We start from the raw sequence: 23,152 nt of genomic DNA, 5'->3' as shown, positions 1-23,152 counted from the left end.
GCGCGATATTCGGCAAGCCAGCGCGTCGGCGGAAAGATCCCGTGCGACCTCATGCCTGCTCCCTTCGATCAACGCGATCCCGCATCACGCCGCGGAATCCGCCGCAGCATAGAAGAACCAGCAGCAACGCACCGACAGGAACGGTTAGAGTGAGTGCTGGCGCCCGCTCTGTAATGAAAGCACCGACAGCGGCGCCTGTGCCAAATGCGGCGCAAACCCCCATGAATATACAGGACTTACGCAACAGACCGACCTGGATATCTCCAGCAACCAGTGCGACCGCTCCCTCAATCGCCTGGCGAAAGTTTCCTGTGATCATCACAGAGCTGTAGTTTGAACCCTCAACCTTGGTGAAATTCGAAGTCTGCATTGCGGCCGCCATCGAGACGCCCAGCGTGCCCGCAACGTCAGGCACGCGATTGTGCAGCACACCGACAAGGATCAGAACGCCAGCTTCTACGAGAATGCTGATCGGGCCGACTCGATCACCGACTGCACGCCGCAGCCATGAGGCGAGCACCACGCCGACGACGAAAGCGAAGAGCGATGGCACGAAGTGAAATGCCTCCGTCCACTTCCCGGCCGTCGCTTTTACCCATAAGAATACCAAGTTGGCGGTCTGCGCATTCGCCAGAACGCCATGCGTAATCCACGTATAGGCATCGAGATAGCCGCCTGCGAAGCCCAGCAGCAACGCGACCATCAGGGTTTCTTCGCGGCGCGTCGGCACATTAACCACACGTATCGCAGAAATATTCGAGCTCATCGGGCCAACAGGCGCTGGCTCCGGCAATGAGGATTGATCTGAATCAACCGCCTTCAGAATTTTGGCTGTCGGATCGCGACATGAGGCGATCCGGAAAGGCACCCACCATGCATGCCATTCACGCGTTCGTCACGGCGGCGCTTCTTATATCCATGGCCCCTGCCGCGCCGATGCAAGCGGCCGACAAGCCCGACGCTGCGCGCATCCAGGAAGAGCTCTGGGTGCTGCCGCTGCCGTTGCCGATGTTTGCCTATCTGGTGCGCCCGATAGGCAACGGCCCCTTCCCGCTGGTTATCATGAACCACGGCGTCTCGCTCAATCCGACTGACCGCGGCTTCTTTCCCCTGGTTGAATTCCGCGATGCGGCCAAATGGTTTGCGAGGCGCGGTTATCTGGTGGTGGCGCCGGTCGGCACCGGATATGGGGCATCCGCCATCGACATTCCCGAGCGTGCCATCTACGGCCCTTTCTTCTCCAAGATCGGAAAATGCGAAAATCCAAACTTCCACGACGCCGGGCTTGCAGTCGCAAAAGTTAACCTCTGGATTATTGACTATTTGATCGCAGAAAACCGCATCGTGCCGAACGATGTCATCGTCGTTGGACAATCCGCCGGAGGTTGGGCATCCATTGCGCTATCGAGCGTAAATCCACCACAGGTTAAAGCGATCATTACTTTCGCCGCCGGCCGCGGTGGCCGCGTCGACGGCAAGCCAAACAACAACTGCGCGCCGGACAGGCTCATCGAAGCGACGGCAGATTTCGGCCGCACATCACGCATGCCAATGCTGTGGATCTACATCGAAAACGATACGTTCTTCGGACCAGCACTGTCGAAACGTATGCACGAGGCCTTCACGGCCGCCGGCGGTAAAGCAGAGTACCGCTTGATACCGCCTTTTGGTGATGAGGGGCACTTTCTCATCGGATCGCCGGAAGCTATCCCGATTTGGTCGCCAATTGTAGCGAAGTTTTTGGATGACCAGAAATGAGACCAATGCCGGAGGTCAGCTGTGACATATTCCGATCCCAATAAACCACAACGCAAGCATCCGTTGAACCCCTTCCGAGCGCTCCTACTTGCGGCGCTGGCGAGCCTCACGTTCAACAAACCCGCAGTATCCCAACAAGACCCGGCGGCCACCGCTCCTGACGGGGAAGTTCGCGCCCGCGGTCAGCGCCCAGTGAAGGACATCACCTTCGGGGACTGGAGCAAAGTCTGCTTCAAGCCTGGCGGGGCAAAACCACTTTGTCGCACATCGATCACCGGTACTTTCCCGACCGGTCAAATGGCGGTTCGGCTGGACATCATCGAACGCGAAGGCGATGCCGCCAAGCGGATACAAATATTCTCCCCCGTAGGTATGTACCTGCAAAAGCCGGTTGAACTCACGATCGATCAAGGCGTGACTTACAGAGTTCCGTACACTTGGTGTCTGACCAATGCCTGCATCGCAGGAACTATCGCCGAACCAAGCTTGGTAAAACGTATGGCACAGGGGCATATTCTGCATCTGCAGTTTGTGGATTCCAGTCTGTTACGACTGACGACCTCGCTAGCCCTTGGTCGCTTCGCCACCGCTCATGAAGGCCCGCCCACGCAGATGTTCAATCAGGATATCGATGAATAGTGAGAGCTGCGGCCGCTGCGATTCAAACTCGGTCGCGCATCCCCAGCCGCTCTGCGATAGAAACGAGTTCTGCGAGTGAAAGGACACGCATTTTCTCCATTACCTGATGGCGGTGCGCTTTTATCGTGCGCTCCGTCGTTCCCAGACTTATGGCGATTTGCTTGTTGATCTTTCCACGTACCACTAGATCGAACACCTGTCGCTCACGTGGCGTAAGAGATGAAACCAGCAGGCGACATAAGGCGGTTTTCTCTTGCTGACCTCCCGTAGACTCCTGGCGCGCTAGCGCACGCTCAATCGCATCAATCAACTGCTGTGATGTCACGGGCTTGGTCAGGAAGTCTTCCGCGCCGGCCTTGATCGTTCGCACCGTTACCGCGGTATCGACATGTCCCGTAAGGAAGATGATCGGCATACTCGAGCCTAGCTCGATCAAGCGGCTCTGCAATTGCGGGCCGTTAAGTGCCGGCATCTGAACATCCAGCACGATACATGCGCGCGGATTAACGTCTGGCAATCGATCCAGAAACTGCTGTGACGAAGCATATACCGCAACCTCATACCCGGCCACCCTGAGCCGACGTTCGATCGCAGCTCTAAACGACGCGTCGTCATCCACTACATGGATCAAACCAGGCATTTTGCCCTCTGAGATCAAGTTTCTCTAATGACAATCACAGCTCTGACATTTCCTGCCCGACCGACCTTCGCATTCTCTCCTATCGATCATGCGAGTGCGCCGTCCATCCGCTCAAATGATTCATTCCAAGCGTAATGCCCTTGGCGACGTAAGGCCTCGCGCATTGTACTTTGGGACAATGACCTTTGGACCAATAGCCTAAGGTTGCACCCTAGTCTTAGATCAGCTCTAGAGGAAGCGAAAAGCTCAACACTTCCCTGCAATGCAACGTTGCTCTGGCGATCATTTGGTGAGGGGAGTTGACCCATGTTTGCTCGCACGACTACGAATCCGACGCCTCGCCCCAATTCCCTCCGTGAGTTCGGCATGGCCAGCGACTCGAATCCCATCGTCAGCTTGAATGAGTTTACTTACAAAAAGAGCACCGAGATCTACGGGGAGAAAGAGCCTGCAGAGTACGTATATCAGGTGAAATCCGGTGCCGTGCGAAGCTACAAACTGCTCTCCGACGGCCGCCGTCAGATCGGCGCATTTCACCTCGCCGGAGACATCTTCGGCCTTGAGAACGGTGGCGAGCATCGGTTCACTGCGGAAGCGATTGTAGACACCACTGTTCGCCTCATTAAGCGACAAAGTTTAGAGATCGTGGCTGAAAGCGACACCATGGTCGCGCGCAACTTGCTCAGTATGACCACAAGCAATCTGCAACACGCGGAGGATCACATGCTTCTGCTTGGCCGCAAGACCTCGCTGGAGCGGGTCGCGGCCTTCCTGCTTGAGATGGACAAGCGGTTGTCTGCCGCGGGCACTATGGCCCTGCCGATGTCACGCCGCGATATCGCCGACTACCTGGGCCTAACGCTGGAAACTGTTTCCCGCGTACTGTCGCGATTGCACGAACTGAGGACTCTCGGTTTCATCGGCAACACTCAGCGTCAGATTGTACTCTTGGACCGAAGCAGACTCGCTAGTCTGGATCTACAGGGCTGAAGCCGCGCGCACCGATCGCGGCAAGATGATCCAGCGTCTTACGCAACACTTCGAAGAGGACCGCAGTCGACCAACCAAACATCAGAATGCCATTCATGGCGGTCATCGGCCCGATCAGCCGCCAAGCTTGCACCGGCGTTATATCGCCGTAGCCGAGGGTGGTGTAATTTACGAATGCGAAATAAAGAAGGTCGCTGTCGTCTGGGGCAGCGCCGACTATTGCATAGGCCAGCGCCCAAGCGAGCATTTCCAGCGTATGTGCAATCATCAGCACGGCAGCGACCCCAACCATCACGGCCATCAGGTGAAGTCTCGGTCGCGTGGTGTGCCGTAGCCCTGCTGAGCGGGCGATGCCCACCGCACCAACGGTGACCAGCGCATGAACCATGATGGTGATCACGGTAACGATCGTGCCGACGAGGAGCTGAATTGCCATTGCCTGCCCAGATCCCTGCTATTTCGAACGCCCTCCGAACCATGCGCCGAAATAGCCTGCGTAGAGCGCGGGTAGTTCAAGATTCATCGAATGCCCGATACCGGGCACAACCACGAGCCGGCAATCTGGCATTACCGCAGCCATCGCCCGGAGATCGGCTGGCGGAATCCAGCCATCCTGTTCCCCCCACAACACCAGATGGGGATGCCGGATATCCGGCATGCGGCGTTTGAGTTCTCCACTTTCTCGCTCGCGGGTAAGATTGACCGGCGTGCCGATCCAGATCCCTTCAGAAACACCGAAGGTCTGTTCGATGATGCGTTCAAACAGCGCCGGAATTTCCCCGAGCCCTTCGCGAAAACGTGGGATCGCATTTGGCGCAAAGCTCTCTGGCAAGAATAGTGAGGACGCCGCGCTGGCCATTACCGTCCGCGTGACTTGCTTGCTTGCCATCATCGCCCGAAAAACGCCGATCTGATCGGCGTTGAAGGCCATACCGAGCGGTGAAACTGGATCGAGGGAGAATACGCTCCCAAAGCGCTCCGGCTGCATCAATAACATACGCGCGGCAATGATGCCGCCCGTCGAGTGCGTAGCGAGATGGCAGAATTTAACGTCTAGAGCGTCGAGCGCAGCTAACATATCCTCCGCATGCTGCTGCATGGAGTAGTTACTATAGTCGGCCGTCGCTTTCGTCCGATCGCTTTCGCCGCAGCCGCGCCAGTCGATTCCGACCACGCGCAGTCCGGAAGGAAATAGCGACGCGGCTAGTTCGATCCAATCCTTGCTGGCGAGGTTGCCGTGAATGAAGACGACGCTAACGTCGCCTCGTCCCCACTCCCTCCAGCCCAGAGAGACCTCACCTGCCCGCACTCTTGGCATGTATCACCCTACTTGTTCAGGCCGGCAGTCGGCGCAGCTCCGGGCGGCGTCGGTGCTAAAGGGACGGCTGACGCGACAGCTCCCCTGATCATACGGTCAGTGCCGAGTGGTGAACTGGTGTCGAGGGTTCCCTTCGTTACAAAATCGACCACGTCTGCGGAGTATTCAACTGGATTGTCCGTATGGATGAAGTGCCCGGTCTCCGGATAGATTTTAAGCATCGGCCGGTTGCCGGCATTGGTCATGCGCGACATGAACGGCGTAATGACGTCACGTCCCAGGTCGGTTAGCCCGTTAAAAGCAGGCGTCGGGATAAATGGCTCCTTGTCCCCGAACGCGAGGAAGATCGGCGCCTTGATCTCCGTCAGCCGATCGTAAAGGTTCTTCGGATCGTCCTGCTGCAACTCCGCCCCGATCGTGTAGACGTCGAAAATGAAGACGTTACACCACTGCTCGAGCTCCTTGGGATTTCCCTTCGTTAACCCAACACGCTGCTCCGTATGGAAGCGGGCATATTCGCTGTCGCTAAAGAAGTATCCGCTCTTGGCAGCCGACACCACGCCGGTCTCAGGGTCACGTTTCTTGAAGTAAAAGAAGTCGCGGATGTTCGGCTCAGATCGCCCCATTTCCGCTTTGAGAATTCCGGTCTGTTCCCAGCTCTGCTTCCACTTGTCGAAATCGCGGCCGAAGGCCTCATCGAACAAGCGCGCTTTCTTGTCCTTGGCGATCGTGATGTCGCGCGGATACTCCTCAAGGCCAGACGGCGCTTCAAGCGCAAGGCCCTGCACTGCATCCGGCCAAGTGAGCGCGTAACCCATCACAAATTGACCACCAAGCGAGTGTCCAAGGTAATGCGCCTTTTTGACGCCGAGCTGATTGACAACGAGATCGTAAATCACCTCGCGCATGTCCTGCATGGTCCGCGCCGGGCTCTTATCTAGATTGCCGGGCCCTGACATGCCGTAATGAGGTAAATCCGGAACGATCACGCGCAGTCCGCTGCGCAGCGCATACTGCATGATATTGCCGTAGTGCCCGCCAAACGCGCCCTTCCCGTGAATGACGACAAGAACTTTCGGTTCCTTGTCGGTCCCAGCATATTCGTCCATGTAGCCGATCTGCCAGAGCGTTCCACGCTTGTCCTTCGCGGTCGCGTATTTGACCGGATAAGGATAGGTCACATGATCTTTCCAGAATGATTTTGTCTTATCCACATTCTCGGCAACACCAGGAACACGATAATTCTTGTCGACGAACTTCTGCGCCCGATCAAGGCTCGCCACGTCGTCCATGAAAGCCACGAACTTCGGATCGTTCTTGCGATTGTTGATAATCGGGAACACGCCGTAGTGTGCGACCGGACTCTCCTCGGAAATGAGGTCCGCGCCCGGCACGCGATCGACGGCGCGCTGGGCGAGCTTGAAGTTCAGCCAGAGATCATTGGTGATGTGCATCACCAATGTGCGCGCCTGAATTCGGCCGAGGTACGGATTGACGTTGTAGGTTTCACCAACTCGATTGCGCCAGACAAGGTCGACCGCATCATACATCTTGGAGCGATTGTTGACACTGAGACCGGCCTTCTCGTTCGGTGGATCCCAATAGAAGACCTCGGGCTGTACCGATGCGAAACTCTGAGTAGTCCTGAAGCCGAAATCATATCCGGTCAGGCCGAGCACCGACCAGCCGAAGGCCATGCCCGGCAAGGGGTGCTTCTCCTTGGGAAGCTTGTAGTAATCACCTTTGGTGGATTGCCATACCGGATCAGATTGGATCGCGGCCGTCATCAACTGAAAAGTCCAATTGCCGACGGGGTCCTCGGCGTCGGACTGGGTCGTTCCGCCGATCGGCATAAGTGCGCCGATATACTCTGGATGCAGGACACCCCAAACGTAGGTCTGCGTGCCGCCCATCGAGACGCCAGCAACAAGCGCCACGCGCGCGACCTTCAGGTGATCACGCAACATGCGGTAGTTAGCCTGCACCATATCAAAATAGCTGTATTGCGGAAATTTGATGCCTAGACCGTCTGATGGCTTACTAGCACCCCAGGTCCCCAGCGGATCGACCATAATGACATAGTACCGGTCGGTATCGATCGGTCGACCCGGACCAATAATCGGCACGCCGCCCGACAGGGCAGCGCCCCTGACCCATTGCTCATACATGTCAGTGGAGTCACCGGAATAATAGGAATTGATGACAACGGCGTTGGTGATCTCGCCGGCCGCATTGCGGCGCGCATTCCCAATCGCGACGTACGCGGTGCGCAATTGTCCGCCACCGAGCGACTCCAGCGTGACCCCGCCCTCTCCGCCGTTCTCCCACTTGGTCGGATCGTTCAGATCATACTTACCGCCCAACCTGAAGTTTGGCACCTCATAGTAGTTTTTCAGCCCATCATGTTGCACTTGCGACGACCGGCGTGTGAAGGGTTGCGCAACCGCAATTGCAGTGCCAACCAGCAACAGGATCAGGCTGACGAGGCAACGTTTCATGGCAGCTCTACCGGTCATGACGGTCTCCTCCCGATGATGTTTTGTGCATATGTTGAGGGGCTCAATCAGGAAATGCTTGATCTAGCTCAATAGAAATTGTCTTCGTCCGCTGATCATTGCGACGATCAAATCGCCAACCGGTCAGCGCAATGCCCTTCCTGAGCTACGGTTCATATCGGATACGTTATGAGCTCGACGGACCGACGGACGCGCCCGTCTACGTTCTGGTCAACGGACTGACGCAATACGCTGAATTATGGACGGCCTATCGCGACGCACTGGTGGCGCGTCACTTCCGCGTCGCGACGTTCGATCTGCTCGGCCAAGGTGCGTCCGATAAGCCCGCGCTGTTCATCCGTCAGGACGACCACGTCGCCGCATTACATCTCCTGATTGGAGAACTCGGCGACGGTCCCATTTTTCTGAGTGGCATCAGCTTCGGCGGCCTTATTGCACTGCGCTATGCAATCGAACACGGCCAACGGTTGACCGGTCTGGTGCCGATGAGCTGCTTTGCCGAGCTACCGCCTCAACTGTATCTGCTCGGCAATGCCTTGCGAACCGGGTTAGTCCTTGGCGGCACCAGCTATCTTCAGGACCTACTGCTGCCAATGAACGTCAGCGACCAGTGGCTGAAGCCGGTTTTGGAAACGCTCGACAACGTCAAGCGGCAAGGCTGGCTTATCAATGACGTTTACGCCCTGCAGAATCTGATGGAGTCTTTCCTCGACTTCCAGCCTTTGACGCCGCAACTCCCTCTAATCGGCGTACCAACGATGATCCTCAACGGTGAATTCGACTTTCTGACGCCACGTGCACTCCACGAGACCCTGCGTATCCAAATTCCAGACAGCTCGCTTGTCATCGTTCAACGCGCTTACCATGCCTTTACGCTGGAGAAACCTGCGCTCACCGCCGACCTGCTCGCACGCTTTGCAGAGGATGTGCTGGCGGGGGGCTGGCAAGGCAACAAGGCTGTCTGGATTGCTCCGGAAGAAGCCGGCGGGCAGCTCGTTCCATTTCCAGCCGGCTACGACCATCTGCGAGCGATACCAGTACAGGAAACGCTACGATGAGGGCGTTCTTCGGACCACTCGACCCCGAAGGCCGCGTGCCCTTACATCAGCAAACACGCGTCGCAGCATTCTTGATCTCGGCCCACGGCGCGTTGGCGCGACACTTCGCGTTCGCCATGCCACTCAAGCTCGAATCCGCCTGGCAGACCGAATTGAATGCGCAATTCTATCGAGAAGCGGAAATCGTTTCCCTGTTGCTGCGCGCGACATCATGGATACCCGATCTTGCACTGAGCTATTTGGCAGCGTCTTGGGAAACGACATGGCTCCCAAAGCCCATCGAAGGCATTGACGATGCCCCCCTGGCACTGGCGGGTGATTTGGCTGCCCGCGCGCATGCCATACATGCTGGAATTCGGCCCGCCGCCCTCTTGCCGGTCGAAGCCGACACGCATGATCCATTCGTCACGGCGCTGCGCCGTATTGAATTTGAAAGCGGCCGCCTGCTGCAGGCACAGATCCTTCTTCTAAAGAGCCCGAATCTGACGCCCTTCCGTGAAGCCGTGAGCGCTACTCTCGAAGAGCGCCACGCAGAGATCCGCAAGCTCTGGGCGGAAGCCCTCGAAGGCGTGGGAGTCTCTGTTCGCGAAGGAAATAATGACAAGTCTTGACGCAGATCAAAGGAGCACCGGCTTCGTACACCGACACTTCTTCACCATCGGCTCTCCTGATCGACTGTTGACCGGAGCTCCATTATGAAGGCTGTTTCTCTGGAAGATGCCATTGCGATGATCCCGACCGGCGCAAGCATCATGGTCGGCGGATTCATGGGTGTGGGAACGCCGGAGCGCCTGCTCGACGAACTAGTGCGGCAGAAGAAGTCGAACATTTCTCTCATCAGCAATGATGCGGCCACCCCCGGTAAAGGTGTCGGGAAACTATTCGAGGGCGCACAGGTAGCCCACATGATCGGGACCCACATTGGCCTCAATCCGAAGGCTCAACAGCAAATGCTGGGCAAACAGATCACCGTTGATCTGATCCCGCAGGGCACTTTCGTCGAGCGCATTCGCGCCGGTGGCTGTGGGTTGGGTGGCGTATTGACGCCGACTGGCGTCGGGACGCTGGTCGAGGAAGGCAAACAAAAGATCGATGTGGGCGGGAAGAGCTATCTGCTCGAGACCGCCCTACGCGCCGATTTTGCGCTTGTGCACGCATTTCTTGCCGACTACGCCGGCAACCTGTCCTACGCCCTCACGGCCCGCAACTTCAATCCGGTCATGGCGATGGCGGCGGACACCGTCATCGTCACCGCGGAGCATATCGTCCCGGTCGGCGTCATCGCGCCCGACCACGTTATTACCCCCGCCCCCCTGGTCGATTACCTCGTCGCGAACGGGTGATCTATGGATGCACAAACCACTATCGCCCGCCGCGTGGCGCAAGAGCTTCGACCGGGCAACCTCGTCAATCTAGGCATTGGCATTCCAACTCTGGTCGCTAACTATGTGCCGCCAGGGTTGAACATTTTCTTTCAGTCCGAGAACGGATTGATTGGCACCGGTCCCATCCCCGAGCAGGGCATGGCTCATCCGCTGCTGACCGATGCCGGCGGCAAGCCGATTAGCGCGCTGCCCGGCGCCGCCACGTTCGATAGTGCGATGTCGTTCGGTTTGATCCGCGGTGGCCATGTCGACATCACCGTACTCGGTGGTCTGCAGGTAGATGCCGGCGGGCGGCTCGCCAACTGGACGATTCCCGGCAAGATGGTGCCAGGTATGGGCGGCGCGATGGACCTCGTTAGTGGTGCCAAACGTGTAATCGTTGCCATGCAACATGCAGCCAAGGGAAAGTCTAAGATTGTTGCCAAATGCAACCTACCACTCACGTCGGTTCGGCCAATCGATCTCGTCGTTACCGATATGGCGGTCATCGCCTTTCCTGGCGGCAACGCAACTTTGCAGGAGACGGCGCCCGGCGTCACCATCGCCGAGGTACTGGCGGTGACGGAGGCCGAGCTCGTCGTTCCAGACAAAGTTCCCGAAATGAAACTGTAACCTGTGGAATCGGATCACATTCATGCGGATTTTCAACGGGTTTGAAGAACTCAAGGCCGCCGTCGGTACAGAGGTCGGCGTTAGCGACTGGATTGAGGTGACGCAGGACCGCATCAACAAGTTCGCGGAAGCGACCTGCGACGAGCAATGGATTCATGTCGACCAGGAGCGCGCGGAAACGGAGATGCCGGGTGGTAAGACTATCGCTCACGGCCTGCTGTCCCTGAGCTTGACGCCGATGTTTATCCGCTCAGTGATGGGTCTGAAGGGGCTGAAGAATACCCTTAACTATGGCGCGGACCGCGTCCGCTATCTCTCGCCTGTGCCGGCCGGTTCAAAATTGCGCGGCCGCGTCAGCATAGCGGAAGCCGAGGAAGTACCACCCAACGGCTTGCGCACCCACTATCGCGTGACAATCGAGATCGAGGGCGGCAAGCGCCCTGCCTGCGTCGCTGAGGTAATCGGCCTACACTTCAGCTGAAGCAAGAACGCCACACGTTAATCGATAATGTGGTAGCCACCATCGACGTAGAGCACACTTCCAGTGATCAGCTTGGCACCGTCGAGCGCGAGGAATGCAGTCGCCCTCCCCACATCGTCAATGCTGACAAGACTGCGCGACGGCGCTTGCGACTGCGCCTTGTCCATCAGTTCGTCGAACTCCGGAATGCCGGACGCAGCGCGCGTTGCCAGAGGCCCGGGCGAAATCGCATGCACGCGAATGCCTTTTGGACCGAGTTCGGCCGCGATATAACGCACTGCGGCCTCGAGAGCCGCTTTCGCGACACCCATGACATTGTAGTTCTTCACCACCATCTGACTGCCATAATAGGTCATGGTGAACAGCGTGCCACCGTTCTTCATGAGCGGCTCCGCCAGGTGCGCCATCCGCATAAACGACCAGCACGAAACGTCCATGGTCTTCTGAAAGCCCTCACGATCAACGTCAACCACACGGCCATGCAACGCATTCTTGGGCGAGAAAGCAATGGAGTGCAAAAGAAAGTCGAGTTGCCCCCATTCCTTGCCGATCCGCTCAAACACCTTCTCGGTTTCGCCTTCAACCATCACATCAAGCGGCATGAAGATTGGAGACTCCAGCGCCTCCGCGAGCGGCTCGACGTGCTTCCTGGCCTTTTCGTTCAGATATGTAACGGCAACGTCGGCGCCAAGCGCCCGAAAGGCCTTGGCGCAGCCCCAAGCTATAGACTGGTCGTTGGCTATACCGACGATGAGCCCCTTCTTGCCTTTCAACGCGATACTGGTCTCTGGATATACCGGAATCTTCATGACACTCTTTCATGTTTCTGATCGTGCGTTTTCAGATTCATCAACAACGATAGCGTATGCTGCGCAATCATCAGCTCTTCGTCGGTAGGAATGACATAGACGGGAATACGGCTATCGAATCGCGATATCCTGCTTGCGTGTCCAGCATTCTCTGCCGGATCAAGCACGACGCCGAGCCAGGCAAGCCTCTCGACAATGCGCGCCCGGATCGATGCCGAGTTCTCACCGATCCCAGCCGTGAACACGAAGGCGTCGAGACCCTGCAACGCGGCAGCGAGCATGCCGGCGTGCAGCCCCACTCGATAGACGAAGTAGTCGATCGCAAACGCCGCGCGCGGATCCCCGCTGCTTTCAAGTTCACGCATGTCGTTGCTGACGCCAGATAGCCCCTTCAGGCCGCAGTCCCGATAGAGAAAATCCTGCACTTTCGATACCGACATGCCTTTCTCTGCAATCAAATACAGAACGACTCCCGGATCGAGCTGACCGACACGCGTTCCCATCGCGAGCCCATCGAGCGCCGTAAAGCCCATTGTACTCTCGACACTCTTTCCATTCTTGATCGCACCCATCGAGGCACCACTGCCGAGGTGGGCGACGATCACGCGTCCGCCTGCGACGTCGGGCGCAACCTGCGGCAGGCGCTTGGCGATATATTCGTACGATAAGCCGTGGAAGCCGTAGCGCCTGATGCCCTCGGCATGGAGCTCGTACGGAATCGCATAGTGATCCGCGAGAGCGTTGTGATCGCGATGAAAGGCGGTGTCGAAACAGGCGACCTGCGGCAGAGCCGGGAAGTTGTTCAGGATCGTTTTGATCGGCGCCAGGTTATGCGGCTGGTGTAGCGGGGCCAGCGAAACATATCGCTCCAGGCGCCCCACGACGCCGTGATCAATCAACACCGGATTTGCATAATCCGGCCCGCCATGGACGACGCGATGGCCGACGGCGACGGGGTTGATATTGAGTTCTTCGCGGAGCCAGGCGCCGGCGACAGACATCGCAGCTGGCACGTCAGCCACGGCCTCGATCGGATAGACACGATCGGCCATCGGCTCAGCATTAGGCCCGTTCGCACGTAACCGCGGACGACTGCCGATTCCATCAATCTGGCCCTTGATCCGCCTGTGTAAGTTCCCCTCTCCCTCGACCGAAAAGACCTGAAACTTGACGCTCGACGAGCCAGCATTGACGACAAGGATTGTGTCCATGGCTATCACCCAGCGACCGTTGGCGCGCGTTGACGCCTGGCATGCGCATAGAGCGACGCGATAGCGCAGGACGCCATCCGCGCGCGTGCCGTGTCGGCTCGTGACGTCAACACAACAGGCACTCGGGCACCCAGCACAATTCCCGCACCATCGGCCTTGGCGAAATACGCCAGGTTCTTTGCCAACATGTTGCCAGCCTCAAGGTTAGGAACAACCAGTATCTGCGCGCGGCCTGCGACCTCGGACTTGATACCCTTGATCCGCGCCGCCTCAACATCGATGGCGTTGTCGAATGCCAGCGGTCCGTCGAGCAATCCCCCGGTGATCTGACCTCGGTCGGCCATTTTGCACAGCGCTGCCGCATCGATCGTCGAAGGAATCGTGGCGGTAACGGTTTCAACCGCAGACAGGATCGCCACGCGAGGAGACTGGCCGAACCCGGCCTGATTGTAGAGATCGATGGCGTTCTGGATGATGTCTCGCTTGGCACCAAGGTCCGGGAAGATGTTGATCGCAGCATCTGTGACGAAAATGGTCTCGGTATAGGCCGGCACATCCATCACGAAGACATGGCTGATGCGCCGGTCGGTGCGTAAGCCGCCCGCCTTTGCCGTCACCGCGCGCATCAGCTCGTCGGTGTGCAGGCTGCCCTTCATCAGCATTTCGCCTTTGGCTGCGTGGATCAATTCGACGCCTTTGGCAGCAGCGTCCTCACTATGCGCGGCATCGACGATTTCAAAGCCCGTGATGTCAAATCCGCCCTTGTCTGCGGTGTCCCTGATCTTCTGCTCGGGACCGACCAGGATTGGCCGAATGATGCCGGCCTTCGCACTGTCGACAGCTCCGCGTAGTGATGTTTCGTCGCAAGGATGCACGACGACGGTTGAAACCGGCGGCACGGCCTGCGCCAACGCGATCAATCGATCATATTTACTGGGAGATTGTGCCTGGCTTGCGTCGGTTGACATGATGTTGCTCCCCCGTTTGAAATTTCTTTACGACGCTCGTGCCTCAGGGTCGAACGCGGCAACGTTTGACGCCCCCGCCTCTGCGGCGTCGACGCCGAACAACCCGGCGATCCGCGCCCAGCGGCTCGCGCGTTCACCAGCGATGTCACCGCTGGCGGACAAAATCTCACGCATTGCCGTGAAGGCCGATCGCTTTTGAGCACCGTCCGCGGGCAACAACTTCGGAATAGCGGCCAGCGCCCCTTCAGAATCGAGCAACAACATAAAGAACTGCTCACGCACCAACATCTTGAACTCAGGCAGCGTCAGTCGTGCTCCAGCGTGATCGCTCCGAACCTGACGCAGTGCCTCGATACTTCGCTCATCGACCATTCCCCGCGCAGAACCCACATAGAGCAATGAGCGCAAGGTCGCTTCGCGTAAGCCCCCTTGGGAAATCTTCGATTTTAACTCAGCGATCCTCTTGTCGAGCATCACGCGGTGTTCATCCGACATCTCCCGACGACGCGACGGCTCGGACTTCGGATCAATGCCGACGGCCGCCTGCAACGCCGGTGAACCATAGATGTTGAGGAACATGGCTTCGCTCAGCGCCTCCTGAGAGTCACGCCAGCTATCCAGCAGATGAACGATTTGCTCTCCCATCTGCTCCTGGAATGCCAGGAAGGGATTGTTCTTCGAGACCGGTTTACGGTTATCCTCAATGCCTTCGGCTGCGGACTTTACGGCGCTCATCCACGGATTTTTGCTGCTGAAGGCTTCATATTGCAGTCGTAACGGGTGCAAATTACGCATCATCTCCGCCATCTGCGGCGTCACTGCGTTCTTAAGCCAGGGTTGAACAAATTTTTGGTAGGCTGCGAGATTCATCTCAGAGACGCGCTTGGCCGCAGCGAAACGCCGCTCGTCCTCAGGCGAATTGCCACCCATGGCCCTGATATCATCGAGCGTCCGCGCCTCGCAGCGCATCACCCATTGGCCTACGACAAGGTCGGAGTTCGTGGTCTCCTCGCCCTTCGCCTCGAAGGTCGCTTCGTAGAGACCAGGTGGCAGCACATCTATGAGATCGATATTGCTAGAAAATTCGGCGTGTTCCTTCTTGGCGACGCCACCGGAAACGAAAATGCCGAGATGGCCGATGCTTTGGTGAACGGTATAGACAATCGTCTGCCCATACGCCCTGATCTCATCCACATCAGCATAGCAATCCAGTATCCAATTCAGCGCTTGTTGCGGCGGCGTAACGTTGTCACCCTCGGAACAGAACACCAGGATCGGCGACCTGATGTTGCGCAAGTCCACCTTTTGTCCGTCTGACATCTCGACCTTGCCCGCGGCAAGATTGTTGCCGATGAAAAGCTCGTCGACGATGAACTGGATTTCTTCGGCGTTCAGATTGACGTGCCCGCCCCACCAGCGCTCGAACTCGAGATAGCGATCCGCCTCGGTATCAATATTGGAGTAGACGTTATACTGCTTGGTCCACAGTGTGTTCGAAGGGTTCTGACTCTCGAAGTTCTGCACCAGCCACGCGCCATCGAATTTTCCCGCACCGAGATCACTGGTCATTGCGGTGAGCCAACTGCCGCCCATGAGGCCACCCGAATAACGCATCGGGTATTTGCCGTGCACGCCTTCCCAATAAGCCAACGGAGCCCCTGCAATGATCAGAGGCCCGAATAGCTCGGGTCGCAGTGACGCCAGGATCATGACGGCCCAACCGGCCTGGCAATTGCCGATGACGCAGGGCTTGCCGTCGGCCTTGGGATGCAGGCTGATGACCTTCTCGATGAACTGCGCCTCGGCGCGCGCAATGCGCTCGATGGTCTGTCCCGGCATAGGTTCGGGGAGAAAGCCGATGAAATAGCAGGAGTGCCCCGCTCTCATCGCTACGCCGATCTCACTGTCAGCCTTGAATCCGCCGATTCCCGGACCGTGACCAGCACGAGGATCGATCACGATGAAGGGGCGCCGCTCGATATCGATTTCGACGTCGTCTGGCGGAACGATGCGGACCAGTGCATAGTTGACGGGTTCGATCAGTTCGCGACCATCGATGATCAATTCGGCTGCATATTGCAATACATGCGGCGCTGTCTGCGCGACGTGCTCACGATACTGATCGCCGCGTTGGCGCATGACGTCCAGGAACAGCATGCTCCGCTGCCCCGCATCGACCATGTACTCCACTGCCGAGGCAACAAGCCCGGACATGGGGCCGCCTGGCAGGTTTGGCGTTTCCATCGACATGTTCTGGCCTCATCGTCGCGCAAGCTCATTCAAGGGGCTTCCCGGCCCGCAACGTTGATCTAGGTCAAGGGTCTAAGTCAGTTCGGCGCGGGTTGGGAACGATCCTCACGCATCCATGCGGCGATCAACTCCCAGGCAACCGAGAGAACAATTGGCCCGATAAAGAGGCCGACAATTCCGTGCGCGAGCGTTCCGCCGATGACTCCGATGAAGATGACGATCGTCGGTGTCGTGAGCCCGCGCCCCATCACGAGCGGTTTCAATATGTTGTCGAGAATGCCGACGGCGGTGAGGAATAATGTCAAAAGCAGCGCTGTGGTGAAATCCTTGTCCATCCAGATCCAGATGATCACGGGAAAGAGGACGATTGCTGCGCCGATCTGAACAATGGTCAGCAACATGACCGCGAAGGCCAGAAGGCCGGCGTTGGGGATGCCGGCCATCTTGAAGCCTATGCCCGCCAGCAGGGCCTGCACGACCGCGACGCCGATCACGCCTTGCGAGACGGCGCGGATTGTCGCCCCCGCCAAATCCAGCAAATGTTCGCTTTGCTCATGGACGATAAGTGACAGAAGGCGCCTCCCGCCCGAGACCAGTTGAAGACCGTAGGGAAAGAGAAAGCCGGCTATAAGAACAGACAGGAGAAATTTGAGCGTCCCGACACCGGCGCTGCCCGCAAGTGTGAGCATCGTCCCCGCCAAGGGCTTCAAATACGGTGCAACCTCACGCAAGACCGCCCGGACATTACTGGATGCCCGCCCCCAGAATTCGTAGAGCTTAGGCCCGACAATCCGCCATTCCTTGACCTGTTCGGGCGGTGACGGAATGGCTAAATTCCCGGCGGTCAGTTCACCGGCGAGTTGTCTCACCCCCTCCACTGCGCTCAAGCCTAGCCAGGTCGCCGGCCCGACGACCACTGCAAGATTGACGATGGTGAGGATGACTGCGGCGGTCTTTGGACGACCGCCCAGCAATTTGGCCAGCCAGTTGAAAGCAGGGTAGAAGGCGACTGCAAGGACACCGCTCCAGGCCAGAATTGGCACGAAGGGACGGATCACTATAAATGTCCAGGTCACCAGCAAAGCCAGCAGTCCCAGCCGGACTACAAGCTGGATGATGACGTCTCCGGATAGAAATTGACGGATGGTTCTCACGGACGCGCCTTGATTTGTGCAGGTCATACGAGCGTTGCCGTTGCACTCGCCCGCGGTCTTGATCCAGATCAAGCACCCGTCCGTCGGCCGCAGTTTGCTTGGCACTGGTCCGAACTAGTGTACCCGACCAGCCAGCGGAGTTCCCATGTCCGATGCCGCCACCTACGCCGCGCAAGAGCAGTTACGCGATGGCCGCCTGGTGAATATCCTGGCGCTTCGCCCCGAAGACGAGCCCGATATGCTCGCCGCGCTAGCGCAGGCCAGCGTGCAGTCGCTGCAGCGGCGCTTTTTCGTCATGAAGCGCCATTTCTCAGACAAGGAGCGCGCTTTCTTCATGGACGTCGACTTTGAGAACCATGTCGCACTGATCGCGCGGCTCGAGGAAACCGGCCACAATATCCTGATGGGCGGTTGCCGATATATCGTCTCGGAGCCAGATCGGGCCGAAATGGCGTTTATGGTCGTCGATGGCTGGCAAGGGCGCGGAGTGGGTTCGATCCTCATGCGCCACCTCATCAATCTCGGGCGCGATGCCGGGCTAAAAGAATTGACCGCAGAAGTTCTGCCCGAGAACACTGCGATGCGAAAGATTTTCACCAGGTTCGGCTTCAAGGCAGCCCCGAGGAAAGATCCGCAGATCGTCAGCCTGATGCTCACACTCACTTAAGATCCAAGGTCGGCAAATCCTAACGCATCTAGATACTGATGATGTGCATAGCCCTCGCGCCATCAGAAGAAATCCGGCCCTCCCGACGGCTTCTGACGCAACGCCGGCATTTTGTAGGGGATGTGGTGAAGAGCGGTCGAAGTGCGTTCGCGTTCTTCCAGCTTCGGGGTCTTGTTGAGCTAGATCAATACCGGTCCGGCGATGGGATCGGAGTTTCCGCCGTCGCATTCGATATGGAGATGGCGCCGCCATGAAACCCCTGCTCAAGCAAATTCAGCACACACCGCTGCTTTGGATGTTGATCTTCGTGCCTGCCGTACTTGTCACGGAAGCAATAGCGCCGCATTCCCATACGCTGCTGTTCATGCTTTCGGTTCTCGCCATCGTGCCTCTGGCCGCCCTGCTCAGCCACGCGACCGAAGCGGTTGCCGCCAAGACCGGTGATGCCGTCGGCGGATTGCTCAATGCGACGCTGGGCAACTTAACGGAGCTGATCATTGCGATCACCGCGCTACGTGCCGGCCAGTACATGCTGGTGAAGGCGTCAATTGCTGGTGCGATTGTCACCAATGCCCTCTTCATGCTCGGTGCCTGTCTGCTCCTCGGCGGCCTGCGCTACCATGTCCAGGAATATAATCGCTCCGGCGCGCGGCTCTACTCCGGTCTTCTACTCATGGCGACCGTCGCCCTGCTTGCCCCATCCGCAGTCGCCGACCTGGATCTTGTGCAGGGTGAGACCGTCATGCAGAAGCTCAGCATCGGCCTCGCCATCCTGCTCATCATTGCTTACGCACTCGGCCTGCTATTCTCGCTGAAGACCCACAAGGAATTGTTCGCAGGCGCCGCGCATAGCGAAGGCGAGGAACATTGGCCAATTGCCCTTGCGGTGGGCACACTGCTTGTTGTCACTGTGCTGGTTGCACTTGTGAGTGAGATTTTTGTCGAGTCGGTGCAGAAGGCCGCAGCAACGTTTGGAATGAGCCCGGCCTTCGTTGGCTTTATCATTGTCTCAATGGTCGGCGCCGCCGCCGAGTTTGCCGTTGCCTTTTCTGCGGCACGCAAGGACCGCCTCGACATGAGTGTCAGCATCGCGCTTGGCAGCGCCTCCCAGATTGCTCTCTTCGTCGCCCCCGCCCTGGTGCTACTCAGCTATGTCGTCGGACCAATGCCGATGAGCCTGCAATTCTGGCCCGGCGCCGTCACCATGGTCATGATTGCGACCGTGACAGCGAGCTTCATTACGAGCAGCGGCCGCTCGGCCTGGTTCGTCGGCGCCCTGCTCATCTTCATTTATGCAGTTTTTGCACTGACGCTGTATGTAGTCCCGCCGACGGGCCAAGGGGCGGGGTGAAGTACGCGCTCGCTGGGGACAGCGGGCCGCTAGCGCTCAGCTCTATTTGACATCAACGCTTCGGGATTCTGGCTTGCAGAGCATTGATTGAAATCAACTCTCAGGGGACTCTCGCTAGCAACATCCGTTGAAATCCGCAGGCACTCAGGGTTTTGACGATGCTGAAGTTGAAGGATACCGCTGGGGACGCGGCGATCATGGTGCAACAACAACGAGGCAAGATAGGGAGCCGAGATGATCACAATTCCTCAACTGACGGCGCAAGCCCTTGGCTCTTTTCTCGCGCGGGAAACCGAAGACCGCTTCCGCTCCTCGCATTCCGATCTGACAAAATTGCTGCCCTTTGCAGCTAGGCTGGCATTGGAGTGCATCGGGAATAGTGACGCACTCTATCACAATATCGAACATACCATGCTGGTTACGCTGGTCGGGAACGACATCCTGGCTGGGCGTGCCCTGCAACGTACCACCACCGCAACCGACTATGCGAACTTTATTATGGCCTGCCTAACCCATGACATTGGATATGTGCGGGGCATTATCCAAGGCGATGAAGACGGCGCTTATGTTGCGGACCTTACTGGGCGCAAAATTGCATTGCCGGTTGGATCCTCCGATGCCGCGCTCGCGCCCTACCATGTCGACCGCTCAAAGCTCTTTGTGATTGAGCGGCTCCATGCTGTGGAGGAAGTCGACGCCGCCCGGATTGCCCGGGCCATCGAATACACGCGCTTTCCCTACATCGATGCAACAAACGGAGGAGGTGATGACCTCGATGAGGAAGAAGGATTGCTGTTGCGTGCTGCGGATCTGATCGGTCAGCTCGGCGATCCCAATTACATCAGGAAATCAAATTCCCTATTCCATGAGTTCGAGGAGATCGGACTAAACAAAGTGCTTGGTTATGCAACGCCAGCCGACATCGTCTATAAGTTTCCTCAGTTCTACTGGACTAACGTTGCACCACAGATCCAGCTTGCGATCCGGTACCTCAATGTCACCTCTAGCGGCCGACAGTGGATCGCCAGCCTGCACAGCAATGTTTTTCGGGCTGAGCGTGAGGTGAACCTATCGGGGCCGCAGAGATGAACACTGACTTACTCCCCTACGCCGGGGTGATGAATTCGGGGCTTAAATGGCGCCGGACCATCCTGCGAGTACAGCGAAAAACTAATGTTCGTCTTCTGGAAGATGAGCAGACATAAGAACCGCATCTCCCCACGAGTAGCCTTTCGGACTCCGACGGAAGCGCCCCTCGAAATAGTCAGAACAATTAGGATACAGTAGTTCACAAGCGCCGGCAGCTTGCGCCACCGCGCTCGTTATTTCCCCGGAGATCTCATCAACCGTGATCTCCTGAAAGGCCTGCAGTTCGATTAGGGAGTTGAGGAGACCGGCGTAAAGACGGCGCCGGTTCCACCCTAAGACGTCGACCATGGCTTTCGTTGTTTCGATCCAACTATTCTCCGTCACATAACTGAGGCCATTCTTAACAGCCTGCAAGCGCTTTTGGTTATCCTCCGGTGCTTGCTCGTCGTAGATGGCCTCGAGCACTTTCCAGATTGCACCGAGGGCTTCCGCAATATTATCGACGTCAAAACTGAGCAGCTCTTCCACTTCAATTCGGTCAGCCTGCGCGCGTTCTCGCGCTCGGTCATCTGCGTCTGGACTGCCGTCCAGGCAAGCCACCCTGCGAACAAGGTGCCCGCGGCCCAATCAATCCGCCGGCTAAATTCTCGTGGTTCGCAACGACACATCTCATCCACTTTGGAAATTTTAACTCACAATAGCCATTCGACGTGGGATCATTGCGAACTCTGCGCCCGCAAGAATAGCAAATACAAACGCTAACAGCGATAGTCCGGCGGCGATTGCTTTGAGCTTAACTGGAGAGAATATCACTGCCGTTCTCAGCGCGCGGAACGTCGATATAGTATTGATCGAACTATCGGGCATTGAAATACCATGTGAGTGCAGTGTCTAAATAGAATTTGGCGATGCAGAGTGTTGGCGCGCAATTCAGGACAGTTCAGTGCTTCAGTCCACTCTGCAGCATCAACTCCTGAACCACCGTCCTGATATCACCCAGCAAGGGCTGGATGTCGCCACGCCTGGCCACGAAATAGCGGTTATGCGCCGACTTGTCGCCGACGTCCTTAAGCCTTGGCAACGCGGCCTTTAAGTTGCGGCTGGGGTTCCAAGCGGTCTCTGTCAAGGTCACGTTGATCATGTCTCGAAGGAACATGTAGTCCCCGCTGCCGGACAGCTTAATTTTTTGTGCGGCACCGTGCCTCTCGAATGTCTCGATCAAAAGAGTCTCGACAAAGCGCCTGATCATCACTGCGCAGGCATCGTACCAACCGTTCTCATAAGCCCCGTTAATCTGGTTGGCGATCGAAACGATGTAGCTGCGCGAGCCGCGCGTTAAGCTGCTCATAATAACATGATGTGAGTTCGGCACGAGGCCTTCCTCGGGAGGTCCTAGTTCAACATCAACATCCTCCTGGATGGCCTTTGCGACCGCGAAAAGATTCTTGAGTGACATCAGGAGTCACCACTAGAGCGCTTGCCATAAAGGTGCTTTGCCATGCTCTCAAAGATTTTTTCAATCTGATCGGCGGACGACTCCGGCGAGATGTGAATCTGGATGTCGATATGCACCTCCGGGCCGGCGCCAGGTGCCAGTTGCGGTGGCAGCGTGGGAGCCATGGCAGCTCCAGTTGCCGGCGCGTGCAAAGTGCTGGCTGGCAAGGAAGTTTCTCCGACCACGTCGTCGAAGTCGGCTTCGTCAACCAATGTTTTAAACGTCGTTACAGTTTTGCTGATGACCTGCTCCCCGCCCGTCGAGCTGGTCGCGAAAACACTGGTCAAATCGGCAACAGAGATCGACTGCGCGTTTGGATACAGACTGAAAAGCTCCGCATATCCTTGGCGAATCGCTCTGCCAAGCACCTTCCGCGGAGCCTGTCCGCGATACTCACTCCAGAGAGGCGTCGGCACACCGCTTCCGTCGACAAAGCCGATAAACTTGAACACGCCGATCATCGACGCGTCGTTGCTCGACGAGAAGCCCAATGTTTTGAGGTGAGCAGCGGTGAGTTTCTGCGGGGTGCCAGTCGACCGCACCTTCTGCAGCAAAGTTTTCAGCTTCGCGGTTACGGGGGTGTAGGGATAAGAGGCGGCCACATTGTGCTCCTATGAAAGACCTTAGGAGCGACAACCAGTAGGTGAGTCGCAAGGCGCATCGCTTCTTATGCGCGCTATGCACACATCGGTACGCTCAAAAACCGATTGCGCTGGACTTCCAACGAATCGAGTTTTGCAATGCGCCGCTCGAACTATCGC

Annotated in this window: 24 protein-coding genes; 11 read left to right on the top strand and 13 right to left on the bottom strand. The window is 57.5% G+C overall.

What is annotated here, in order from left to right:
* Positions 1 to 49: 49 nt before the first annotated feature.
* Positions 50 to 868 carry a YoaK family protein gene (locus tag AC1DUY_RS01565; protein WP_439063927.1) on the bottom strand — a complete coding sequence of 273 codons (819 nt, stop codon included), beginning with the start codon at positions 866 to 868 and terminating at the stop codon, positions 50 to 52.
* 5 nt (positions 869 to 873) lie between these two features.
* Here AC1DUY_RS01565 and AC1DUY_RS01560 point away from each other — a divergent pair, with 5 nt between their 5' ends.
* Both AC1DUY_RS01560 and AC1DUY_RS01555 read left to right on the top strand, forming a co-directional pair.
* The gene (locus AC1DUY_RS01560) at positions 874 to 1,758 is read left to right on the top strand and encodes an alpha/beta hydrolase family protein (protein WP_120289524.1); all 885 of its coding nucleotides are present in this window, start codon (positions 874 to 876) and stop codon (positions 1,756 to 1,758) included.
* A 21-nt stretch (positions 1,759 to 1,779) separates the two neighbouring features.
* Entirely contained in the window at positions 1,780 to 2,397 is a 618-nt protein-coding gene (locus tag AC1DUY_RS01555; RefSeq protein ID WP_439058455.1) for an invasion associated locus B family protein, read from the top strand.
* Between the two features lie 22 nt (positions 2,398 to 2,419).
* Here the strand turns inward: AC1DUY_RS01555 and AC1DUY_RS01550 are convergent, their stop codons facing one another.
* Positions 2,420 to 3,037: a response regulator transcription factor gene (locus AC1DUY_RS01550; protein ID WP_439058456.1), complete on the bottom strand. Its 618-nt coding sequence runs from the start codon at positions 3,035 to 3,037 to the stop codon at positions 2,420 to 2,422.
* Positions 3,038 to 3,343: 306 nt separating this feature from the next.
* Here AC1DUY_RS01550 and AC1DUY_RS01545 point away from each other — a divergent pair, with 306 nt between their 5' ends.
* Positions 3,344 to 4,027: a helix-turn-helix domain-containing protein gene (locus AC1DUY_RS01545; RefSeq protein WP_439058457.1), complete on the top strand. Its 684-nt coding sequence runs from the start codon at positions 3,344 to 3,346 to the stop codon at positions 4,025 to 4,027.
* On the opposite strand, the gene AC1DUY_RS01540 is transcribed toward AC1DUY_RS01545, so the two are convergent.
* The 3 genes from AC1DUY_RS01540 to AC1DUY_RS01530 are packed head-to-tail and all read right to left on the bottom strand — an operon-like array spanning position 4,005 to position 7,861.
* On the bottom strand, positions 4,005 to 4,463 hold the full coding sequence (locus AC1DUY_RS01540; RefSeq protein WP_089264203.1) for a potassium channel family protein: 459 nt from the start codon (positions 4,461 to 4,463) through the stop codon (positions 4,005 to 4,007). The two genes, AC1DUY_RS01545 and AC1DUY_RS01540, sit on opposite strands and share 23 nt — an antisense overlap.
* Positions 4,464 to 4,481: 18 nt before the next feature.
* The gene (locus AC1DUY_RS01535; protein WP_439058458.1) at positions 4,482 to 5,345 is read right to left on the bottom strand and encodes an alpha/beta fold hydrolase; all 864 of its coding nucleotides are present in this window, start codon (positions 5,343 to 5,345) and stop codon (positions 4,482 to 4,484) included.
* A gap of 8 nt (positions 5,346 to 5,353) precedes the next feature.
* On the bottom strand, positions 5,354 to 7,861 hold the full coding sequence (locus AC1DUY_RS01530) for an alpha/beta hydrolase (RefSeq protein ID WP_439063929.1): 2,508 nt from the start codon (positions 7,859 to 7,861) through the stop codon (positions 5,354 to 5,356).
* Between the two features lie 131 nt (positions 7,862 to 7,992).
* Here AC1DUY_RS01530 and AC1DUY_RS01525 point away from each other — a divergent pair, with 131 nt between their 5' ends.
* From AC1DUY_RS01525 to AC1DUY_RS01505, 5 genes are all read left to right on the top strand, one after another.
* The gene (locus AC1DUY_RS01525; protein ID WP_439058460.1) at positions 7,993 to 8,919 is read left to right on the top strand and encodes an alpha/beta fold hydrolase; all 927 of its coding nucleotides are present in this window, start codon (positions 7,993 to 7,995) and stop codon (positions 8,917 to 8,919) included.
* Positions 8,916 to 9,530 carry a hypothetical protein gene (locus tag AC1DUY_RS01520; RefSeq protein WP_439058461.1) on the top strand — a complete coding sequence of 205 codons (615 nt, stop codon included), beginning with the start codon at positions 8,916 to 8,918 and terminating at the stop codon, positions 9,528 to 9,530. The genes AC1DUY_RS01525 and AC1DUY_RS01520 overlap by 4 nt, the downstream gene beginning before the upstream one ends.
* Positions 9,531 to 9,614: 84 nt before the next feature.
* Positions 9,615 to 10,262 (top strand): CoA transferase subunit A, encoded by a 648-nt coding sequence (locus AC1DUY_RS01515; RefSeq protein WP_120289508.1) that lies wholly within the window; start codon positions 9,615 to 9,617, stop codon positions 10,260 to 10,262.
* A 3-nt stretch (positions 10,263 to 10,265) separates the two neighbouring features.
* Complete coding sequence (locus tag AC1DUY_RS01510) at positions 10,266 to 10,916, top strand: 3-oxoacid CoA-transferase subunit B (protein WP_120289506.1); 651 nt, start codon at positions 10,266 to 10,268, stop codon at positions 10,914 to 10,916.
* Positions 10,917 to 10,938: 22 nt separating this feature from the next.
* Positions 10,939 to 11,397 (top strand): MaoC family dehydratase, encoded by a 459-nt coding sequence (locus AC1DUY_RS01505; protein WP_120289504.1) that lies wholly within the window; start codon positions 10,939 to 10,941, stop codon positions 11,395 to 11,397.
* Between the two features lie 17 nt (positions 11,398 to 11,414).
* Here the strand turns inward: AC1DUY_RS01505 and fabI are convergent, their stop codons facing one another.
* The 5 genes from fabI to AC1DUY_RS01480 all read right to left on the bottom strand — a co-directional run bounded on the left by fabI (position 11,415) and on the right by AC1DUY_RS01480 (position 17,816).
* Complete coding sequence (fabI, locus tag AC1DUY_RS01500) at positions 11,415 to 12,206, bottom strand: enoyl-ACP reductase FabI (RefSeq protein ID WP_439058462.1); 792 nt, start codon at positions 12,204 to 12,206, stop codon at positions 11,415 to 11,417.
* Complete coding sequence (locus tag AC1DUY_RS01495; RefSeq protein WP_439058463.1) at positions 12,203 to 13,417, bottom strand: acetate/propionate family kinase; 1,215 nt, start codon at positions 13,415 to 13,417, stop codon at positions 12,203 to 12,205. Before AC1DUY_RS01495 ends, fabI begins: the two co-directional genes overlap by 4 nt.
* Positions 13,418 to 13,422: 5 nt before the next feature.
* Positions 13,423 to 14,385 carry a phosphate acetyltransferase gene (locus AC1DUY_RS01490; protein ID WP_120289498.1) on the bottom strand — a complete coding sequence of 321 codons (963 nt, stop codon included), beginning with the start codon at positions 14,383 to 14,385 and terminating at the stop codon, positions 13,423 to 13,425.
* 27 nt (positions 14,386 to 14,412) lie between these two features.
* Positions 14,413 to 16,635 carry a DUF3141 domain-containing protein gene (locus AC1DUY_RS01485; protein WP_439058464.1) on the bottom strand — a complete coding sequence of 741 codons (2,223 nt, stop codon included), beginning with the start codon at positions 16,633 to 16,635 and terminating at the stop codon, positions 14,413 to 14,415.
* 77 nt (positions 16,636 to 16,712) lie between these two features.
* Entirely contained in the window at positions 16,713 to 17,816 is a 1,104-nt protein-coding gene (locus AC1DUY_RS01480; protein ID WP_439060490.1) for an AI-2E family transporter, read from the bottom strand.
* Positions 17,817 to 17,934: 118 nt separating this feature from the next.
* Here AC1DUY_RS01480 and AC1DUY_RS01475 point away from each other — a divergent pair, with 118 nt between their 5' ends.
* The 3 genes from AC1DUY_RS01475 to AC1DUY_RS01465 all read left to right on the top strand — a co-directional run bounded on the left by AC1DUY_RS01475 (position 17,935) and on the right by AC1DUY_RS01465 (position 20,896).
* Positions 17,935 to 18,456: a GNAT family N-acetyltransferase gene (locus AC1DUY_RS01475; protein WP_439058465.1), complete on the top strand. Its 522-nt coding sequence runs from the start codon at positions 17,935 to 17,937 to the stop codon at positions 18,454 to 18,456.
* A gap of 250 nt (positions 18,457 to 18,706) precedes the next feature.
* Complete coding sequence (gene cax, locus AC1DUY_RS01470; RefSeq protein WP_439058466.1) at positions 18,707 to 19,807, top strand: calcium/proton exchanger; 1,101 nt, start codon at positions 18,707 to 18,709, stop codon at positions 19,805 to 19,807.
* 234 nt (positions 19,808 to 20,041) lie between these two features.
* Positions 20,042 to 20,896: a metal-dependent phosphohydrolase gene (locus AC1DUY_RS01465; RefSeq protein WP_439058467.1), complete on the top strand. Its 855-nt coding sequence runs from the start codon at positions 20,042 to 20,044 to the stop codon at positions 20,894 to 20,896.
* Positions 20,897 to 20,977: 81 nt separating this feature from the next.
* Here AC1DUY_RS01465 and AC1DUY_RS01460 read toward each other — a convergent pair whose 3' ends face one another.
* The 3 genes from AC1DUY_RS01460 to AC1DUY_RS01450 form a co-directional block, all read right to left on the bottom strand.
* Entirely contained in the window at positions 20,978 to 21,424 is a 447-nt protein-coding gene (locus AC1DUY_RS01460; RefSeq protein WP_439058468.1) for a hypothetical protein, read from the bottom strand.
* Between the two features lie 412 nt (positions 21,425 to 21,836).
* Positions 21,837 to 22,352: a hypothetical protein gene (locus tag AC1DUY_RS01455; protein WP_439063932.1), complete on the bottom strand. Its 516-nt coding sequence runs from the start codon at positions 22,350 to 22,352 to the stop codon at positions 21,837 to 21,839.
* Positions 22,352 to 22,993: a DUF5343 domain-containing protein gene (locus tag AC1DUY_RS01450; protein WP_439063933.1), complete on the bottom strand. Its 642-nt coding sequence runs from the start codon at positions 22,991 to 22,993 to the stop codon at positions 22,352 to 22,354. Before AC1DUY_RS01450 ends, AC1DUY_RS01455 begins: the two co-directional genes overlap by 1 nt.
* Between the last annotated feature and the right edge of the window lie 159 nt (positions 22,994 to 23,152).

The organism is Tardiphaga sp. P4_G1, from assembly GCF_056401215.1.
Note: the sequence above shows the minus strand (reverse complement) of the source record. Positions and strands in the feature narration are given on the sequence as shown.

What these genes read in the sequence shown, in the direction of transcription:
- AC1DUY_RS01560 (WP_120289524.1), top strand. Translation starts at nt 874, where the DNA reads ATGCATGCCATTCACGCGTTCGTCACGGCGGCGCTTCTTATATCCATG.
- AC1DUY_RS01550 (WP_439058456.1), bottom strand. Translation starts at nt 3,037, where the DNA reads ATGCCTGGTTTGATCCATGTAGTGGATGACGACGCGTCGTTTAGAGCT.
- AC1DUY_RS01545 (WP_439058457.1), top strand. Translation starts at nt 3,344, where the DNA reads ATGTTTGCTCGCACGACTACGAATCCGACGCCTCGCCCCAATTCCCTC.
- AC1DUY_RS01540 (WP_089264203.1), bottom strand. Translation starts at nt 4,463, where the DNA reads ATGGCAATTCAGCTCCTCGTCGGCACGATCGTTACCGTGATCACCATC.
- AC1DUY_RS01535 (WP_439058458.1), bottom strand. Translation starts at nt 5,345, where the DNA reads ATGCCAAGAGTGCGGGCAGGTGAGGTCTCTCTGGGCTGGAGGGAGTGG.
- AC1DUY_RS01530 (WP_439063929.1), bottom strand. Translation starts at nt 7,861, where the DNA reads ATGACCGGTAGAGCTGCCATGAAACGTTGCCTCGTCAGCCTGATCCTG.
- AC1DUY_RS01525 (WP_439058460.1), top strand. Translation starts at nt 7,993, where the DNA reads ATGCCCTTCCTGAGCTACGGTTCATATCGGATACGTTATGAGCTCGAC.
- AC1DUY_RS01520 (WP_439058461.1), top strand. Translation starts at nt 8,916, where the DNA reads ATGAGGGCGTTCTTCGGACCACTCGACCCCGAAGGCCGCGTGCCCTTA.
- AC1DUY_RS01515 (WP_120289508.1), top strand. Translation starts at nt 9,615, where the DNA reads ATGAAGGCTGTTTCTCTGGAAGATGCCATTGCGATGATCCCGACCGGC.
- AC1DUY_RS01510 (WP_120289506.1), top strand. Translation starts at nt 10,266, where the DNA reads ATGGATGCACAAACCACTATCGCCCGCCGCGTGGCGCAAGAGCTTCGA.
- AC1DUY_RS01505 (WP_120289504.1), top strand. Translation starts at nt 10,939, where the DNA reads ATGCGGATTTTCAACGGGTTTGAAGAACTCAAGGCCGCCGTCGGTACA.
- fabI (WP_439058462.1), bottom strand. Translation starts at nt 12,206, where the DNA reads ATGAAGATTCCGGTATATCCAGAGACCAGTATCGCGTTGAAAGGCAAG.
- AC1DUY_RS01495 (WP_439058463.1), bottom strand. Translation starts at nt 13,417, where the DNA reads ATGGACACAATCCTTGTCGTCAATGCTGGCTCGTCGAGCGTCAAGTTT.
- AC1DUY_RS01490 (WP_120289498.1), bottom strand. Translation starts at nt 14,385, where the DNA reads ATGTCAACCGACGCAAGCCAGGCACAATCTCCCAGTAAATATGATCGA.
- AC1DUY_RS01485 (WP_439058464.1), bottom strand. Translation starts at nt 16,635, where the DNA reads ATGTCGATGGAAACGCCAAACCTGCCAGGCGGCCCCATGTCCGGGCTT.
- AC1DUY_RS01480 (WP_439060490.1), bottom strand. Translation starts at nt 17,816, where the DNA reads ATGACCTGCACAAATCAAGGCGCGTCCGTGAGAACCATCCGTCAATTT.
- AC1DUY_RS01475 (WP_439058465.1), top strand. Translation starts at nt 17,935, where the DNA reads ATGTCCGATGCCGCCACCTACGCCGCGCAAGAGCAGTTACGCGATGGC.
- cax (WP_439058466.1), top strand. Translation starts at nt 18,707, where the DNA reads ATGAAACCCCTGCTCAAGCAAATTCAGCACACACCGCTGCTTTGGATG.
- AC1DUY_RS01465 (WP_439058467.1), top strand. Translation starts at nt 20,042, where the DNA reads ATGATCACAATTCCTCAACTGACGGCGCAAGCCCTTGGCTCTTTTCTC.
- AC1DUY_RS01455 (WP_439063932.1), bottom strand. Translation starts at nt 22,352, where the DNA reads ATGTCACTCAAGAATCTTTTCGCGGTCGCAAAGGCCATCCAGGAGGAT.